18 protein-coding genes are annotated in these 18,006 nt (G+C 47.1%); 9 read left to right on the top strand and 9 right to left on the bottom strand.

The genetic code is table 11. The features are described from left to right. Positions 1–70: 70 nt before the first annotated feature. The 4 genes from NFU07_RS13680 to NFU07_RS13665 form a co-directional block, all read right to left on the bottom strand. Positions 71–1,168 (bottom strand): ABC transporter ATP-binding protein, encoded by a 1,098-nt coding sequence (locus NFU07_RS13680; protein ID WP_251479007.1) that lies wholly within the window; start codon positions 1,166–1,168, stop codon positions 71–73. 145 nt (positions 1,169–1,313) lie between these two features. Further along, positions 1,314–2,792, bottom strand: a complete 1,479-nt coding sequence (galT, locus tag NFU07_RS13675) for a UDP-glucose--hexose-1-phosphate uridylyltransferase (protein WP_251479005.1) — start codon at positions 2,790–2,792, stop codon at positions 1,314–1,316. A 2-nt stretch (positions 2,793–2,794) separates the two neighbouring features. Next, entirely contained in the window at positions 2,795–3,790 is a 996-nt protein-coding gene (galE, locus tag NFU07_RS13670) for a UDP-glucose 4-epimerase GalE (RefSeq protein ID WP_251479003.1), read from the bottom strand. 2 nt (positions 3,791–3,792) lie between these two features. Continuing rightward, positions 3,793–4,971: a galactokinase gene (locus tag NFU07_RS13665; RefSeq protein ID WP_251479002.1), complete on the bottom strand. Its 1,179-nt coding sequence runs from the start codon at positions 4,969–4,971 to the stop codon at positions 3,793–3,795. Between the two features lie 126 nt (positions 4,972–5,097). On the opposite strand from NFU07_RS13665, the gene NFU07_RS13660 reads away from it, so the two are divergent. From NFU07_RS13660 to NFU07_RS13640, 5 genes are all read left to right on the top strand, one after another. Next, positions 5,098–6,252, top strand: coding sequence for an ROK family transcriptional regulator (locus NFU07_RS13660; RefSeq protein ID WP_251479000.1), 1,155 nt, complete (start codon positions 5,098–5,100; stop codon positions 6,250–6,252). A gap of 44 nt (positions 6,253–6,296) precedes the next feature. Then, positions 6,297–7,187, top strand: a complete 891-nt coding sequence (locus NFU07_RS13655) for a PucR family transcriptional regulator (RefSeq protein ID WP_251478997.1) — start codon at positions 6,297–6,299, stop codon at positions 7,185–7,187. A 76-nt stretch (positions 7,188–7,263) separates the two neighbouring features. Further along, positions 7,264–7,815 (top strand): hypothetical protein, encoded by a 552-nt coding sequence (locus NFU07_RS13650; RefSeq protein WP_251478996.1) that lies wholly within the window; start codon positions 7,264–7,266, stop codon positions 7,813–7,815. Between the two features lie 2 nt (positions 7,816–7,817). Continuing rightward, on the top strand, positions 7,818–8,672 hold the full coding sequence (locus tag NFU07_RS13645; RefSeq protein WP_251479192.1) for an RCC1 domain-containing protein: 855 nt from the start codon (positions 7,818–7,820) through the stop codon (positions 8,670–8,672). 39 nt (positions 8,673–8,711) lie between these two features. Next, positions 8,712–9,191 (top strand): DinB family protein, encoded by a 480-nt coding sequence (locus tag NFU07_RS13640; protein ID WP_251478994.1) that lies wholly within the window; start codon positions 8,712–8,714, stop codon positions 9,189–9,191. 49 nt (positions 9,192–9,240) lie between these two features. Here the strand turns inward: NFU07_RS13640 and gltS are convergent, their stop codons facing one another. Together gltS and hutG are read right to left on the bottom strand one after the other, a co-directional pair. Then, a complete protein-coding gene (gene gltS, locus NFU07_RS13635) occupies positions 9,241–10,446 on the bottom strand; it encodes a sodium/glutamate symporter (RefSeq protein WP_251478992.1) in 1,206 nt (401 codons plus the stop codon). Further along, positions 10,430–11,416 (bottom strand): formimidoylglutamase, encoded by a 987-nt coding sequence (hutG, locus tag NFU07_RS13630; protein ID WP_251478990.1) that lies wholly within the window; start codon positions 11,414–11,416, stop codon positions 10,430–10,432. The genes gltS and hutG overlap by 17 nt, the downstream gene beginning before the upstream one ends. A 132-nt stretch (positions 11,417–11,548) precedes the next feature. On the opposite strand from hutG, the gene NFU07_RS13625 reads away from it, so the two are divergent. Then, on the top strand, positions 11,549–12,451 hold the full coding sequence (locus tag NFU07_RS13625) for a LysR family transcriptional regulator (RefSeq protein WP_251478989.1): 903 nt from the start codon (positions 11,549–11,551) through the stop codon (positions 12,449–12,451). Between the two features lie 111 nt (positions 12,452–12,562). Here NFU07_RS13625 and NFU07_RS13620 read toward each other — a convergent pair whose 3' ends face one another. Beyond that, complete coding sequence (locus NFU07_RS13620) at positions 12,563–13,048, bottom strand: DUF2975 domain-containing protein (protein WP_251478987.1); 486 nt, start codon at positions 13,046–13,048, stop codon at positions 12,563–12,565. 312 nt (positions 13,049–13,360) lie between these two features. On the opposite strand from NFU07_RS13620, the gene NFU07_RS13615 reads away from it, so the two are divergent. The 3 genes from NFU07_RS13615 (at position 13,361) to NFU07_RS13605 (ending at position 16,063) form a co-directional block, all read left to right on the top strand. Beyond that, positions 13,361–15,013 carry a DUF2075 domain-containing protein gene (locus tag NFU07_RS13615; protein ID WP_251478985.1) on the top strand — a complete coding sequence of 551 codons (1,653 nt, stop codon included), beginning with the start codon at positions 13,361–13,363 and terminating at the stop codon, positions 15,011–15,013. A gap of 68 nt (positions 15,014–15,081) precedes the next feature. Beyond that, positions 15,082–15,897 carry a Hachiman antiphage defense system protein HamA gene (locus tag NFU07_RS13610; protein WP_251478983.1) on the top strand — a complete coding sequence of 272 codons (816 nt, stop codon included), beginning with the start codon at positions 15,082–15,084 and terminating at the stop codon, positions 15,895–15,897. After that, a complete protein-coding gene (locus tag NFU07_RS13605) occupies positions 15,887–16,063 on the top strand; it encodes a hypothetical protein (protein ID WP_251478981.1) in 177 nt (58 codons plus the stop codon). The genes NFU07_RS13610 and NFU07_RS13605 overlap by 11 nt, the downstream gene beginning before the upstream one ends. Before the next feature lie 32 nt (positions 16,064–16,095). On the opposite strand, the gene NFU07_RS13600 is transcribed toward NFU07_RS13605, so the two are convergent. Further along, the gene (locus NFU07_RS13600) at positions 16,096–17,277 is read right to left on the bottom strand and encodes an IS256 family transposase (RefSeq protein ID WP_251478804.1); all 1,182 of its coding nucleotides are present in this window, start codon (positions 17,275–17,277) and stop codon (positions 16,096–16,098) included. A gap of 322 nt (positions 17,278–17,599) precedes the next feature. Beyond that, the gene (locus NFU07_RS13595; protein WP_251478979.1) at positions 17,600–17,920 is read right to left on the bottom strand and encodes a hypothetical protein; all 321 of its coding nucleotides are present in this window, start codon (positions 17,918–17,920) and stop codon (positions 17,600–17,602) included. Between the last annotated feature and the right edge of the window lie 86 nt (positions 17,921–18,006).

The following is an 18,006-nucleotide window of genomic DNA, read 5'->3' as shown; positions in this document are numbered from 1 at the left end:
GGACGAGGGGGGTGTCCGGTTTTTATGTGCTGTGTCTATGAAATTGAATCGCTGCTTATTCTTGTTGCGATTATTTGATGCGCAGCTCGGATTCGATGTCGAAGAAATGCGCTTTGTTCATATCGAAGGCCATGTCGATTGTTTGCCCGGCTTGTACGTTAAAGCGGGCATCCACACGTGCCACAAAATCCTGTTCGTTCACTTTCGAGTAAAGGACGATTTCCGATCCCATCAATTCCGCCACTTCCACATAAGCTTTGATTTTCGTATGCGGAGAATGTTCAAGGAACAACGGCTCATCGTGAATATCTTCCGGACGGATGCCGAGCACGATTTCTTTGCCGACGTAGCCTTGGTCACGCAGCGTAGACAGTTTGCCTTCAGGCACCAACACTTTGATGCCTTCCATTTCAAATGAATCCCCGACGATTTTTCCGCGCAGGAAGTTCATGGATGGCGACCCGATAAAGCCGCCGACGAACATATTGTCCGGCAAATCGTACACTTCTTTCGGTGTGCCGACTTGCTGGATAAAGCCGTCTTTCATGACGACAAGGCGCGTCGCCATCGTCATCGCTTCGGTTTGGTCATGCGTTACGTAGATCGTTGTCGTCTGCAAGCGGCGGTGAAGTTTTTGAATTTCCGTACGCATCTGCACTCGCAGTTTCGCATCCAAGTTCGATAACGGCTCATCCATCAAGAACACTTCAGCGTCGCGCACAATGGCACGCCCAAGAGCGACACGCTGGCGCTGACCGCCTGATAAGGCTTTCGGTTTCCGGTTCAAGTATTCATCAAGGCCGAGAATTTTCGAAGCGTTCGCTACGCGTGATTTGATTTCGTCTTTTTTCATCTTGCGGAGTTTCAGGCTGAACGCCATATTGTCATAGACGCTCATATGTGGGTAAAGTGCGTAGTTCTGGAAAACCATCGCGATATCGCGGTCTTTCGGCGATACGTCGTTGACGCGTCGGTCACCGATGTACAAGTCGCCGTCTGTGATGTCTTCAAGGCCGGCGATCATGCGGAGCGTTGTGGATTTTCCGCAGCCGGAAGGGCCGACGAGCACGAGGAACTCTTTATCGCGGATCTCCAGATTAAAATCCTTTACAGAGACCACGCCTTTTTCATATTCTTTTCGGATATTCACTAAATTCAAACCTGCCATTTGAGTCCCTCCAATTTGTGTAAGTGCTTTCATTTATTAAATAAAGCATACCGCAGGGGAGGGAAATGGTGAATGGCAAGGATGCACAAAATTCTGTGAAACCTTCGTGCACATTTGCCAGCGACCCGAAACCTGCGGCGCCGATTTAGTTGTTCAAGGCATCAATAAAGCGGTTGAAGGCTCTTTCGTCTTTTAACACACCGGCGTCTTCAAGGACCCGTACGAATTTCTTGCCGAGTTCTTCCCGCAGAACCGCATCCGCATCTTCCGGACGCTGAAGCGTGCCGTACTGCACTTTTAGCTGTTCCGCCCATTCAAGATGGGGAGGCGCGACCGCGTTCGTATTGCCAAGCAGAAACTGTTGGATTTCCGCGAGTTCTTCTTTCAGGCGAGGCGGCAGAACCGCAAGCCCCATCACTTCAATCAAGCCGATATTCTCCTTCTTGATGTGGTGGACATCCTCGTGCGGGTGGAAGATGCCGGATGGATGGGCTTCCGACGTCCGGTTGTTTCGCAGCACCAAATCGATTTCAAACAGCTCGCCGCGTTTTCTCGCAATCGGCGTGATCGTATTATGCGGAACGTCTCCTGTGAAAGCGAGCACTTCTGCTTGTTCATCCGAGTAGATGCGCCATGTCTGCAAAATCTCATCCGCTGCGTTCACGAGCGGATTGATCGCTGCCGCTTTCAACCGGATCACAGATAAGGGCCATTTCACCACCGAAGCCGTGATTTCAGGATAGGCAGCCAAGTTAAATCTAAAAGCATCTTCCGCCCGGGTCATGGCGAATTCATAGCGGCCTGCCTGATAATGGTCGTGGCTTAAAATCGAGCCGCCGACAATCGGCAGATCGGCGTTCGATCCGACAAAATAATGCGGAAAGCGTTCAGTAAAAGCGAGCAGCCGTTCAAAGCCGGAGCGGTCGATTTTCATATCGCGGTGTTCCTCGGAAAGCAGGATGCTATGCTCGTTGTAGTAGACATAAGGCGAATATTGCAAATACCAATTCTCACCCCGAAGCGGAATTTTCACAATCCGGTGGTTGGCGCGGGCCGGGTAGCCGATCCGCCCGACATAGCCTTCGTTTTCCTTGCACAATAGGCATTTCGGGTAGCTGAGTGTCTGCTTCATCTCGCGTTCCCGTTTGATTTGCATCGGATCTTTTTCAGGCTTCGACAAGTTGATCGTGATGTCCATTTGGCCGTAAGGCGTTGCCGTTTGGTATGAAATGTTCTTCCGGATCCGGTTCATCTGGATGTAGTTGCTATTCTGGCTCAATTCATAAAAATAATCGGTCGCCGCAATAGGGGACTCCGCATATTTTTCATTGAACGCCGCATTGATGGCAGAAGGCCTCGCGACGAAGCAATTCATGATATTGGCCGACAGCATTTCCTTGTCGTCCAGCATATCCAGAATCACACCTTGTTCGACTGCGTAAGCGACCAAATCTTCAAGAAGGTTCGGGATGGTGTCTTCTGCCGCTTCAATCGTCTCTTCCGGAAACGATTCGAGGCCGAGCAGATGCATCACTTGATTGCGCGCGTAATCCTGATCTTCCGGTTCGATCAATTCGGCTTCTATCGTTTTCCGGATAAGTCCGGCAAGTGTTTCATAAACCATGTTTACACGTCCTTTTCGTAGCCGGCGGGATGCGTCGAATGCCAGTTCCACGCATCTCCAATGATTTTTTCGACGGAAGTATGGACCGGATTCCAGCCGAGCACGCTGCGTGCTTTATCGGAGCTCGCAATCAGCGTTCCCGGATCTCCAGCTCTGCGTGCGCCGATTTTCACCGGGATGTCTTTGTCGGTCACGGTCCGTGCAGCATCGATCATTTCCTTCACCGAAAAACCTTGGCTGCTGCCAAGATTGAACACGTCGCTTTCGCCGCCGGTTCGCAAATACGAAAGTGCCAATAAATGCGCCTGGATCAAATCCTCAACGTGCACATAATCACGGATGCACGTTCCGTCCGCTGTATCGTAGTCGTCGCCGAATACCGTGATGTCGCTTCTCTGGCCAAGCGCCGTCTGCAGAATAAGCGGCACGAGATGCGATTCGGGCCGGTGGTCTTCACCAATCTCCGCTGATTCGCGTGCGCCTGCTACATTGAAATAGCGCAAAGAAACAAATTTCAACCCGTGGGCAAGTGCCGTCCATTTCATCATCTTCTCCATCGTCAGCTTTGTTTCACCGTACGTATTGCCAGGGTTCGTCGGCATCGATTCAGTGATCGGCACCGCTTCCGGCTCACCGTACGTGGCAGCAGTGGAAGAAAAGACGATTTTCTTCACACCGTGGTCGACCATCGCCTTCAATAAAACCTGCGTGCCGTACACATTGTTATCAAAATACTTGAGCGGGTTCTCCATCGATTCCCCGACAAGCGAGTTCGCCGCAAAATGCAGCACTTCATCAATCGCTTCTTTTTCAAATACCGAATTCAGAAATGCGGCATCCCGGATATCGCCTTCATAAAAGACAGCTTTCGGATGGACCGCTTCCCGGTGGCCCGTCTCCAAATTATCCACCACAACAACTTCCATTCCTTCATCAATCAATTGATAGACGGCATGAGAACCGATATAGCCGGCTCCGCCCAATACTAGTATCCGCATCATCAAAACTCCTCTGTCAGTTCTTTTGCACCGTCGGAAATTTTCGCTTCATAAAATGAAGGGGCATAACCGAATGCTTCGGTATATTTTTGTGTGAGCTGTTCTTTGAAGTTCTCCACTTGCGCTTGATGGACGATGGCGATGGCGCATCCACCAAAACCGGCACCAGTCATGCGTGCCCCAATCACGCCAGGGAAATGCCAAGCCGTCTCGGCGATGGCGTCGAGTTCTGCACCTGTCACTTCGTAGTCGTCCCGAAGCGAGATGTGGGATTCGTTCATCAGCTTGCCGAACTTTTGAAGATTGCCGCGTTCGAGTTCTTCTAAGGCAAGCAAGGTCCGTTCATTTTCATAGACCGCATGCTTCGCGCGTTTCACATTCGTCTCGTCTTGGATCAAATGCTTCACTTTTTCAAATTGCTCCGACGTCAATTCGCCGAGGCTCGTGACCGAAACTTCGGTGCGGATATCTGCCAGTGCCTGTTCACATTCCGCCCGCCGTTCGTTGTATTTCGAGCCGGCCAATGTCCGCTGCTTGTTGGAATTGATGATGACAATTTCGTGTTCGCCTAAATCCACCGGGGCATAGCGGAAATCGAGCGTTTGGCAATCCAGCAGCATAGCAAAGTCTTTTTTCCCTTTGCCGATCGCAAACTGGTCCATGATGCCGCTATTGACGCCGATATAGTCGTTCTCAACCTTTTGCCCCAGCTGAATCATCTTCAAACGGTCGATCGCGAAGTCGAATAAACCCTCGAGCACCACGCCAGTCGCCATTTCAATGGAAGCGGAAGAAGAGAGGCCGGCGCCGTTCGGAATGTTTCCGGAAAACAGGACATCCATTCCGCAGGGGAGAGGAAAGCCGTTTTCGCTGAAAAGATGAATCATGCCTTTCGGGAAGTTCGCCCAGCTGTGATCCGGATTGTGGGAAAGATCGGAAAGCTCGCATTCAATGACGCCTTCTTCCGGAAAGTTCAGCGAGTAGAACCGCAATTTCTGGTCGCTGCGTTTTTTTGCAGCGGCATAGGTACCAAAGGAGATAGCTGCCGGAAAAACATGTCCGCCGTTGTAATCCGTATGTTCGCCGATCAAATTGATGCGCCCGGGGGCAAAAAAGAAACGCGGCGGATCCGCCGTTTCGAAGACTTCGTTAAACGTTTGGGACAATTGCTGCTGATTCATCTTCTTCCACTCCAATACTTTATAAATTAATTTAATTAACATGAGTATAAAGGAATTTGGTAAACTATTCAATAAGAAGATTGAAAATTAAAAACCATAGGAAACGAATGATACGGAGGAACCTTTATGCGCCATGGCAGCTTTCAATGGATGAAGTCAATGAACAAATCGATCATCCTCAATAAAATCAGAAAAGACGGACCGATATCCCGAGCGCAGATTGCGCGGGAAACGAATTTGACGCCGCCGACAGTCAGCAGCAATGTCAAAGAATTGCTCGAACAGAAAATCGTTGAAGAGCGAGACATTGGCGAATCGCAAGGCGGCCGGAAACCGACGATGCTTGTCATCAATGACCAGGCTTTCTGCATCATCGGCGTGGATGCGGGACCGAAGAACATCCAATGCATCGTCTCGGATTTGGCGGGCAAGATTCTGAAAAGAAGTGAAATCAAACTCGAATTGCCGGTCGACAACACTCAATTCATCGACGCGTTGAAAAAAGGCATCTCCATGTGCTTGGACGGAATTCCGAAATCGGAAAACGAAGTGATCGGCATCGGAATCGCCATGCATGGTGTCGTCGATGTGGAAAAAGGCATGTCATTGTATGCCCCGAACCTTGGCTTGTCGGATATCCCGATCAAAGAAGAGTTGGAAAAGGCATTCGGTTTGGAAGTGAAAGTGGAAAACGATGCACGGGCGATGGCGCTCGGCGAATTTTGGTTCGGCAATCACGGCGATGTGAAAAGCATGCTTGCGGTGAATATCGGAAGAGGCGTCGGCGCGGGCCTCATCATTGATGGCAAATTGTATCACGGCTCTTCCGACATTGCCGGAGAAATCGGCCATATGACGATTGATTTGCACGGAGAAATCTGCGAATGCGGAAACCGGGGATGCCTACAAACCTTTGTCACCGGACCCGCTATTGCGCGAAAAGTAAAAGCGCAGGCAAATCCGCTGACCGCGGAAACGATCTATGAACTGGCGGTCGGAGGAAATGAAGACTACGCGAGCATCTTGGCTGAATCCGGGCGAGCGATGGGCATCGGACTGACAAACCTCATCCATATCATCAATCCGGAAAAAATCGTTTTAGGCGGCGGCGTTTCAAAAGCTGAGAAGTTTTTACTTCCCGCCATCCGCGAAACGATTGAGAAATCTGCGCTCACTGCGTCAGCGAGCCGGACCCGGGTAGAAGTGACGAAACTCGGCGACGATGCGACGCTAATCGGAGCCATTACTTTATTGCTTGTGGATGTTTTTGAACTGGCGTGAACCCAGGCAGAAACGAAAATTCCGTCGAAGAAAGAGGTGTTTCCATGACTGATCAATTGAAGAAAATCTACTCTTCCTTGATTCGCTACGAAGAAAGAGGGCGTGAAGTGGACGGCGCCTATCACTGGTTCATGACAGCGGACAATGACATCATCGGTATTCACGAAAGCGAAGTGGACGATAAAAACCTGGCCGTGCTCACCGCTTTCTTGAAGCCTTACCATAACGAATTTCCGGAGATGACCGCAGAAGAATTGAAATGGAGGCAGGCAATCGACGCTGGCTTCGCTGCAGAAGATTCAGAAACGGTGAATCCGTACCGCTTTGTTTACTTTTCCATCAAGGAAAACCAGATCAGCCCGAAAATCTTCAAAGAAGCGGTCCATGATTTATTTCCCGGAAGCGTTCCGATTTTATGGGAGAACGGCCACGAAGGCATTTTGATCGAGCATACGGAAATCGGCAGTGACAACATCATCTACGAAGAAATCATCGATGTGTTGATGAGCGATTTGTACATCAAAATCAATTTCCTGGTCGGCCCATTCAAAGAAGGGATGGAGAAAGCCGCAAGCTACCACGCCTTTATGAAAACGGCGGCCGCATCAATTTTTGCCCATTCCGATAAAGCGGTGGCGAACCTCAGCGACGCCGTGCCGTATATGCTGATCGAAGGGGCGGATAACAGCCAGCATCACATCATCCGCGAAATGATTTTGCAGGACTACGCAGAAGACGAAGAGACCTTGAAAATGATCGACGTGTTCACGCGTTACAATTTGAATGTCTCAGAAACCGCGAAAGCTTTGCATCTCCACCGCAACAGCCTGCAATACCGCTTGGACCGTTTTGCGGAAAATACAGGCATCGATATCCGGAAATTCCACCACGCCATGGCCGTCTATCTGGCGATGCTCGCAACGCCTTCCAAATAGCAGGAAATTCGGTTTAGCTTGTAGAAATAAAAGCTAACTGAACAGCTAGCGTTAAGTTAAAAGGAGGGCAGGAGAAGTGAAGAAAGTTGTCTATTTGAGTGCTGCTTTACTGTTGCTGTCGGGATGCAGGGAGGAAGAAGACGGACCGTTCATGAACGCGAACAACCAAGCGACCGAAATCCCGGCTACTGAAACGGAAGAGGAGGAAACCGATATGGATTCTGAACCGACTCAAGAACCTTCAGTTTTGTCTGCGTATTCCACAGAACAAATCGAATACGCGCGCGTCTGGCTGCAGCTCGGTGCAAACCAGGAAATCGACGGCTTGTATGTGAATAAAATTCCGGAAGGCACGCCGTTAAATCCAGACGATGAAACGAGCGCCGCTTATCCGGAAGACATCATCCAACTGGCAGGGTCCCGCCTCGTGGATGGTTCTGTCACATATAGCGGCAACGGCGATGGCACGGTCAATCTATACAATGTGCCGCTCCGCTGGGACGGCGAGTATCCGGCAGGCGAAGAGTTTTATACGGAAATCATCGAGAATACAGAGCTTGTTGCAATTGACCCGGGAGATGACGAAGAAGTCATCCGGTTGATCGAGCTATTGCAGGATCAGCCGTGAGTATGGAAACGGAATCGCGTTTTAAACGATGCAGCGCCATTGCAGCCGGCTATCGCCATAGCGCGGCGCTGAAAGCAGACGGAACGGTGCTTGCGACAGGAGACAATAAACATGGCCAATGCGAAGTCGATGCTTGGCGCAATATCATTTCCGTTGCAGCAGGAAGCGCCCATACCGGAAGCTCGCATACCGTCGGTTTAACATCCGATGGCTCGGTTTTAGCGGTTGGATGGAATCAATACGGCCAATGCGAAACAGGTGAATGGCGAGAAATGGCGTCCATAGCGGCAGGTTGGCGCCGGACAATTGGCGTAAGAAAAGACGGAACGGTGCTTGCGATTGGCAGGAATAACGAAGGGCAATGCGAAGTCGGCGATTGGCGAGAAATTGTTGCCGTTTCAGCAGGCGACTGGCATACTATCGGCCTTAGGAGAGACGGAACAGCCATCGCTGCTGGAAATAATCGCTACGGGCAAAGCAAGGTGTCCGACTGGCACGACTTGGTTGCGGTCTCTGCCGGCTACCTTCATACTGCCGGATTAAAGTCAGACGGAACGGTTCTTGCAACCGGGTTGAACGGAGACGGGCAATGCGATGTGAGTGATTGGCGCGATATCCTTGCAGTTTCTTCAGGAAGCCATCATACGCTTGGCTTGAAATCGGATGGCACAGTTGTAGCCGCTGGCCGAAACAGGGATGGCCAATGCGACATCCATCAGTGGCGGGATATCCGGGAAATTGCTGTCGGCAATGCCCATACGCTTGGATTGAAAACGGACGGAACCGTAATCGCTGCGGGCCGGAATAGTGAAGGGCAATGCAACGTGAATGGTTGGGTCATTCTGGCAGATGAATAGGCAACTGAAAACGGGCTCCATAAAAAAGGAGGGCACTGAATGAAGATGTTTTTCCACTACAACTGGATGGTCAGAGAAGATTGGTACCGCTGGTGCGAAGGGCTGACGGATGAAGAGCTCTTGCAAAGACGGACAGGCGGGCAAGGCAGCATCTTGAAAACCCTTTTCCATATAGCCGACGTCGAATGGAGCTGGATCCGTCTGCTCGAAGGGAAAGACGATTTCCAGGAAGACTTTGAAGTCTACAATAGCTTACGGAAGGTCCGCGAACTTGATGCAAAATTCCGGCCGGAAGTCGAAGCCTTTGTCGCGAACTGGGATGACAGCATGGAACACCGGATATTAAAGTCTGAAGCGAGAGACGGATCCCTTGATATCGATCAATGGGGAGAAGTGATGCGGCATATCATCGCGCACGAAATCCACCACATCGGACAATTGTCCATCTGGGCACGAGAGATGGGGAAAGAGCCGGTGAGTGCGAATCTGGTGGGGCGTGGACTTGCGGAAACTAAATAAGAAGAGAGAAAGCCCGTTCGGATGAGTTGATCCGGACGGGCTTTCCTTATTAACTGAATAGATTAATCGAAGTAAGAATGATCGGCATTGCAAAGACGTCAATCAGGAACGCACCAACGATCGGTACGACGAGGTAGGCTTTTTGCGAATGGCCGTATTTCGAGACGATGGCGTCCATATTGGCCATGGCATTCGGTGTCGCACCGAGTCCATGTCCCGTGAATCCGCCGACCATAACCGCTGCGTCGTAGTTTTTGCCAAGCAGACGGAACAGCACGAAAATGCCGAACAAAACGATGAAGACCACTTGCGCCAAAATGATAATGAAGAGCGGCAACGCCAGGTTCGCAACATCCCATAACTGGATGCTCATCAACGCCATCGATAGGAAAATACTCAAGGTAATATCGCCGATGATGCCGATGGTCCGCATCTCGATCAAGTTGCCGTTCAACCGGTCCAGGATGTTGCGGACGATGACCGCTACGAACATCGCACTGACGTAGTTCGGCAAGGCAAAGTCGGTCAAGTTCGTGAACGCCGTACCGACGTAAGATCCGGCAGCCATACAGAAACCGATGATGAACAACTGGATCATGAACGTTCTTGACGTGATCGGAGCCAACACAGAAGAGACCGCTGATTTCTGCGGAGCTGCCTCTTCCAGTTCTGCATCTTCTGTTGACTTCAAATTGTATTTATTGATCAAGTATTTGACGACCGGTCCGCCGACCAAACCGCCGGCAACGAGGCCGACTGTTGCAGCGGCAAGACCGATTGACAAGGCACCGTCAACGCCGAGCTCTTCAATCGTCGTACCAAAGGCAGTCGCAGCTCCGTGGCCGCCTTCCATCGAAACCGCACCGACCATAACGCCGATCAACGGGTCCAAGTTTAGGAGAGAAGCAAGCGAGATGCCGATGACGCTTTGCACGAGTGCCAGGAATCCACATGCGAGCCAGTAGATGACGAGCAGCTTGCCGCCGAGTTTAATGAGGGCGAAGCTCGCACCTAAGCCGACTGTCGTGAAGAACGTCAACATGAACAAGCCTTGAAGCGATGTATCGAGCACGATTTCGACAAGTCCCGTACCGCGCAGCACCGTCAAAATGATAGCGAGAAGCAAACCGCCGACAACAGGCGCCGGAATACAGTATTTATCGAGAATCTTGATTTTTGAATTTAAATACGAGCCGACCATGAAGACGGCCAAAGCAAGAAAGATCGTGGTGACTTGGTCAAGTTCGAGAATCATCGTTCCACTCCTTTATGTCCGATTCGTGATGGAAACTGTCCATGACTTCTGTAACGAAATAAGCGGCCAGTTTCACCGTCTTTTCCTGAATATCGAGATCGGGATTCACTTCCGAAATATCAAAGCTCAAGAGCTTTTGCTTGGAGGCCACATGCCGCAGCAATTGGCGTACGACGAGCGGATCCAAGCCGAACGGTGAAGGGGCACTGACGCCAGGGGCAGCAGATGCCGCAAGCGAATCGGTGCACAAAGTCAGAAGTAAATAATCATACTGGCTGCTGAAAGCATCAATGACTGCAGTCATTTCCGGCAAGTTATGGAGTGTCAGGATCTCCGCGAGTATGTAGGCGCAATTCAGTTCATCGGCTTTCTTGAACAAGGCCTTCGTATTGCCGAACGGCTGGATGCCGAGTACGAGGTAGCCGGCATGAGGATCGCTTTCAAGAATTTGCCGGAACATCGTGCCGGACGACGGCTGTTCCGATTCCCGCATATCAAAATGCGCATCGATGTTGATCAGGCCGAGTTTTGCATCCGGTCCGATAAATTCCCGCACACCGAGGTAATGGCCATACAGCGTTTCGTGGCCGCCCCCTAAAATAATCGGGGTCAAGGATTTAGTCAATAACACATTCACGTGGCTGCCGAGTTCCGCTTGCGCTTGTTCCAAGTTTTCCCCTTCACAGACAACGTTTCCGACGTCAACGGTTGGAACCGAACATTGGATGTTGTAAGGAATCGGCGCCAAGGCTTTGCGAATGGCATCCGGTGCTTTTTTGGCACCGAGGCGGCCTTTGTTTCTGCGGACGCCTTCTTCCGATTCAAAGCCGATCAGCGAAAAGCCGTTTTCTTTATCGGCCAATTCATCGACGCTTGAATGCTTGACGACTTGATGGAAACGGAAGGTCGCAGGATCCGTTTCGCTGTCGACGCGGCCCGTCCATAAAGCTTTATTTGGTAGTGTATACATGCGAGCACCTCAAATTCCTTTATTAGTTTTTTCAGAACTATATGTATTTTTATTGTAAAAGAGTTATTCTATTATTACTAATACCAAAAATTGATGATTCCATAGTTTGAAACTATAAAGGAGAGCGCTTACATGAATATGACTCATTTAAGATATTATATTACGCTTGTTGAACAAGCATCATTCACAAAAGCAGCGAACGAACTGCTTATTGCGCAGCCGTCTCTCAGCATGGCGATCAAAAAGCTCGAAACTGAACTCGAATTAAAGCTGCTCGACCGCAGCAAACGCGATCTCTCATTGACGAAAGAAGGGGAGATCCTCTACGAAGAAGCGAAAAAACTGATGAACCACGTGAACTATGTCGAAGGTGAAATGAAGCGGCTGAAAGACCAAGGTCCGATGGAACTCGCCATCGGCATCATCGAATCCGCCAAGTTCTGGATCCCTAAAATCCTGAAAGCCATCAAAGACGAATACCCGGGCGTCCGCATCGAAATCGTCGAAGTGCTCGGGCTCGACGATGTCCATAAAGCCTTGAACAATTACGACATCCATTTCGCCATCACAAACCAGCTCGTGTCGAAGCAGGAAGTCAATGTCCTTCCTATATATAAGGAAAACTTTGTCGCATTGCTCCCGACCGGCCATCCGCTCACCAAAAAAGCACAGCTCGACGTCATCGATTTGATCAGCGAATCGTTCATCATCTTCAAGGAAGGCTTTCAAACCCGCCAAGACATCCTGAACGCATTCCGCCAAGCCGGCAGCAAGCCAAACATCCAGTTTGAAGTCGAACGCTTCGAGACCGCCATTAGCTTTGTCGAAGAAGGGCTCGGTGTCACCCTCGTGCCGGAGAATTACATCAAATCGTTCCAGAACAACCGCTATGAAGTGCGAGAACTGAACGACCATAACGTCACGCGCACCGTTTTCCTCGCACACGATACGAGAAGGTATTTGCCGCCGCTCGTGAACCGGTCGATTGAGTTGATTCGGGGGTTTTTTGAGGAGAGAGAAGATAATAAAGAATGAAAAAGCAGCGTGATTCTTCTACGGAAATGAAGAAACACGCTGCTTTATTGTATTTAAAGAATTGCTTCCGCAATCATTTTATCAAGCTTCCCGATGTCCACTTTTTTCGCTTTAAACAATCATATTATCCGACCCGGCTCCTATCGCATCTTTAAATAGCTTCTGCAACAATTCAGCAATAACTGCCACTACAATGCTGGCGAAAGAACCGAGAATCCCCAACATGATAATGTGCGTAATGTCTTCACCCTTGAACAGAGCAATCGTCGCCAATTCACCAAGTACAATAAAAACGATAACCGCATAGGCACAATACCGGATGATCTTCAGCGACTTCACTGCCAACTCCGAAAACGTCTGGTTTCGGTCGATATAAATTAATAATCTGAAAGCCTGATATATAGCAATAAAAACGGGGAGGAAGAATACATAAGCTGACATCAAAAACGGATATTGCAGATAAGCAGTTTCGGGATGCAGCTCCGCATCTCGCGCAGCCATCCCTGGTAACCCAAATACACACAAGACAAGTACCGCACCAGCAATCAGCAGCAGAACCACTTTCAGGAAGAGCGTCAAAGCTTGCTTGCGTGTCATAGGAAACACTCCAATCAATTGTAATTGAGTTGAATATAACACCTCAATTATCGATTATCAATATATTAAATATGAATTTGTATTAAAGTAAAATTACATTTTTATTAAATATTATCTTTAAATCCATACGTCATGGAAAAACAAATATTATCCTATAATTTTCATAGTAATTTTCCAAAAGAATACAATTAACAATTAAATAATGCTAATATTAGATCATTAATATCGGCTTAGTATTTTGATTAAACATAGTCCGTGAAATTGTAAGCGCTTGAATTTCATATTTGCTGCATCCAGAAAGGCTGAATACTTATGGGAATAACAGAAATAAAAACCTGGAACTTTAACAAATCCACGTTGGAAAGCATCAAGAACGATACGTACTTTGATTATCCAGTGGTTTATTTTTTAAACAATAATACGTCGGTATACATCGGGGAAACAGTAGCCTTTAAAAACCGGATGAAGTCTCACTTGAATAACATCGAGAGAAAGAAATTAGAAAAAATGACGCTTATCATTCACGAAGAGTTTCATCGTTCTGCTACGTATAACCTGGAAACGAAATTGATCAATTATTTTTTAGGGGACGACCGCTACAAGCTGCAGAACAAAAGCCAAACGGCGCAAAGCGTAACGCACAATTACCACAACAAAGAGTTCTACGACAAAGAAATATTCAATGAGATCTGGAAAGAATTATTGCGACGGCGAATGGTGGACAACCCTTCGCATGTGATCGAAAACAGAGACATCTTCAAACTTTCTCCTTTTAAAGAGCTGACGATCATGCAGCTCGAGCTGAAGAATAAAATCCTTGAGGCCTGCGAGAATCACATCGATGACGATGAAACCTTTGTCTTTACGATCAAAGGCGAAGCGGGAGTGGGGAAAAGCGTGGTCCTCAGTTCCGTATTCAACAGCATCCAAGAACGCGCTGCGGATAAAAACTCCAATCTGTATGGAACGAAAAACCATTTGCTCGTTAATCATTCGGAAATGCTGAAAACTTATAAGAACATCGCGGCCAATGTGAAGTTTCTCAAAAAGAACAATTTCGACAAACCGACAAGCTTCATTAATAAACAAAAGAATGCAGCAGAAAAATCCGATATTGTGCTAGTCGACGAAGCGCATTTATTGCTGAGCCGGGCAGATGCTTTTAATGGATTCAACGAAAACAATCAATTGGAAGAAATCATCAAGCACAGCAAAGTTGTCATCGTCGTCTACGACGACAAACAAGTATTAAAACTGAAAAGCTATTGGGACGAAGAGCGGCTCAAGAAAATTGTATCTGGCTATCAAAGAGAAGAGCCCTACGTTTTAAGAGACCAGTTCCGTATGAATGCGGGAGACGATGTGATCGACTGGATTGACAACTTCGTGGAGAAGCGAATTCTGGAGCTGCCAAAAGACGAAAACTACGATTTTCAAATATTCGACTCGGCCAAGGAAATGCATGAAGCGATCGTAGAGAAAAACGAGGAACATGGACTTTCCAGAGTGGTTTCCACCTTCGACTACGAACACAAGAAAGACGGCGAACAGTACTACATCAGAGAAGACAGTCTCGAAATCCCCTGGAACTCAACCGATTCCAAAAACACCTGGGCAGAAAAGCCGGAGACAATCAAAGAAGCGGGATCCATCTATACGATTCAAGGCTTTGATCTGAATTATGTAGGCGTGATATTGGGGCCATCAGTTACCTATGATGAGCAAAATGACTGCTTGAAGATTGTGACTGAAAAGTACAGCGATACCGAGGCTTTCAGAGGAAAAGATGGGATTGAGGATGTGGAAAGAGCGAAAGAGCAGATCATCTTGAATTCGATTAATGTGTTGATGAAGCGGGGGATTAAAGGGCTTTATGTTTTTGCTAGTGATGAGAAGTTAAGGGAACGGCTTTTGATTTTCAAAAGTATTGAAAACAGTCAGAGCAAAAAAATATTTCCTTTTTAAATTCAAGATATAATAAGTAATAATTTTAAAAGACATGATATTGAAAAATTAATGGAGTTGAAATTAAAATGAAACCTCATCTCAGCTGGTTGAAAAAAATTGAAACAGAATATAGAACGAATGATGGGAAATTAATTGAGTTGTATGATTTCTCACATGAAGAAGACGAGGATGTACTGAGAGAATGGGCTAGACACTTTAAACAACAATATTGCTTGGAAGATGAGATTGACTTACTAAGAGAAGGAACAGGATTATCAAGAGGAGAGTATTTAGAAAAATTTAAATTTCCGACTTTAACTGGAGGGGCTGGACCTGGTATAAGATCAGGAGATTTTGGGGAGATTTTAATTGCTGATTATTTAGAGTATATTTTGGGTTTTTGGGTGCCAAGAACAAGATACGGTAACAAGACTGTAAGGAATGAATCAACTAAAGGTTCAGACACTTTAGCATTAAAAGTTATCGGGGATAGTGACTCTCTCGAAGATACATTAGCTATCTATGAAGTGAAAGCACAATTATCACAGACAAAAGGACGGGTTAATCCAAGATTGCAAGATGCAATTAATGATTCCTCAAAAGATATTATCCTTAGAAAAGCTGAATCTTTGAACGCCGCAAAACAATATTTTATTAAATCAAAAGATATAGAAGCAGCAAGAAAAATTAGTAGATTTCAGATGCCTGAAGATCGTCCGTATACAGATATATCTGGAGCTGCAGCTATTTTTGACAATAGTAAATTCGATATAGAAAAGATAAAGTTAGCGAAAACCACAGATCATTTTAATAAAGAAAATTTAAATTTGATAGTAATTAAAGGAAATGAATTAATGGATTTAGTAAATACATTGTATAAGAGGTGCATAGATGAAGCCTGAAGCTAATTCTACTAAACTCCTAGGAGTGACAAGGTCACGAGCAAAATTAATAGAATTTAATGTAGAAGAACAATATTTTAATAAAATATATAGAGATCCTTTTAATCTTTTAATATTAACTTTAAGTATCTTAGGGGATGTTGAGACCGTCAATAATTATGTGTAAATAAGTAAATCCTTTTCTTGTATGTATGTTCATTAAGCCTGTTTGAACATCTCAGCCAGCTCTGCTCGAGCTTGGTCGAATCCGATATGGCAGCGGGTGGAGAAATTCTGGTTATAGATTTCGAATTGGGAAACCACGAAGCGGTCCAAGGAATCTTCGTTCGGGAATTGCTCTTTTCGCTTGCTGTATTTCTTCACTTTCTTATTGAACGACTCGATGAGGTTTGTCGAATAGATGCTTCGCCAAATCGATTTCGGGAAATCGTAGAAGGTGAAAATAAAGGGATTGGATTCCAATGATCTTGTCACTTTCGGATAAGCGGTTTTCCATTTGTCGACAAAGGCTTTCAGCGCTTCTTCGCCCAGTTCCCGGCTCTCTGCCCGGTACACCGATTTGAAGTCTTCACAGATTTCTGGCCGGTCGGCGACACGGACTTTGTGGGAGATGGTGCGCGACAGATGGACGCAGCACGCTTGATACTTGGCATCCCGAAAAACCGCAAAGATGCGATCGGTGATGCCTTTCAAGCCGTCGGAGATGAACAGAAGCACCTCTTCGACACCGCGCTCCTTTAAGTCCAATAGGACTTCTTCCCAAACGAACGCGGATTCCGTGGGCGCCACTGTATAAGCTAGGACTTCTTTCGAGCCATCCTCCCGGATGCCAACTGTGATATAGACGGCTTCCTTGGAGACGGTGTCGCGCTTGAGGGAAATGTAAGTCGCATCCAGATAGACACAGGCATAGCGCTTATCCAACGGACGAGATTTGAACGCTTCGACCTGTTCACTCATCGCTTTCGTCATATTGGAAATCGTTTGCGGGGTGTAGTGATGACCGTACATCTTCTCAATCAGATCCGAGATCTCGGACATCGTGACGCCTTTCTGGAACATGTGGATGACGAAAGATTCCAGCGTATCGTTTGAGCGCTTGTATGGAGCGACCGTCTGTTGGTTGAATTCGCCGTTCCGGTCACGTGGAATCGACAGGTTTAAATCCCCGTACTCCGTATGGAGTGTCCGCGTGTAGACGCCATTCCGGGAATTGCCTGAGTTGAAGCCGATACGGTCGTATTTCTCGTAATCCAGGAAAGCCGTGAGTTCGGTCTGAAGGAGCGTATTGACCGCTGTCTCCAGATGCTTGCGGAAAACTTCGGAGATGTCTTCTTTTTTTACTAGAGCTTGCATGATATCTGTTGTAAACTGAGTCATAGGGAAGGCCTCTTTTCTGTGAATTGGTTGTGGTGACTTAATTCTACAAGAAAAGGTCTTCCTTTTTCTATTTATTCATTTACACAAGATATTTTACGCTCTCATAAAAGTTCGCATTTATATTTAAGAAGAAATACCAAATTTATTTGATGTAGATATTCCTCTAATTTCTTTACTTAAATGATATATCCACGAAAGAAAAATACGGATTACTGTTGGATTGTTGCTATTAATGAGTGTGACCGGCTGTGTATGTAATGGTTTGAAACACTTTATCGAATATAGTTGATAATCCCTCTACCGGAATGGAAGAGGGATCAATTTATTGGAAGATAGATTGGGATGATGTAATCCTTTGAGACCCCTGCATTATTATCAGAATATCAATCGCGGACAGATTGGGTAAGTCGGAAACAAATCTTTTCGCACTGTCCATGTCACTAAAAGCAAAAGCCTGCAGTTCCTTTTCAATCACCCAATCGTCATCTTCCCAAGTGATTAAGTAAATACGCACTATTGGTTGAATAGATGTTTCTCCATAATTATCCCCAACAATAATCACTCCAGTATTCGGCTGCATCGGACTAATCAAAGTCTCAATTAAAACCATTCCGTCCAATTCTTCCGGCATCTGATTCTTCATCGCGCTCTCCCTTTCTTTATTGCAACTGTTTTTAACAGATTATCGAACCTAGTGAAAGCACACAATAAGCCGTTTTGGTGTTTCAG

The sequence above is a fragment of the Planococcus sp. NCCP-2050 genome (genome assembly GCF_023708025.1).
Classification (GTDB): Bacteria; Bacillota; Bacilli; order Bacillales_A; family Planococcaceae; genus Planococcus.
Note: the sequence above shows the minus strand (reverse complement) of the source record. Positions and strands in the feature narration are given on the sequence as shown.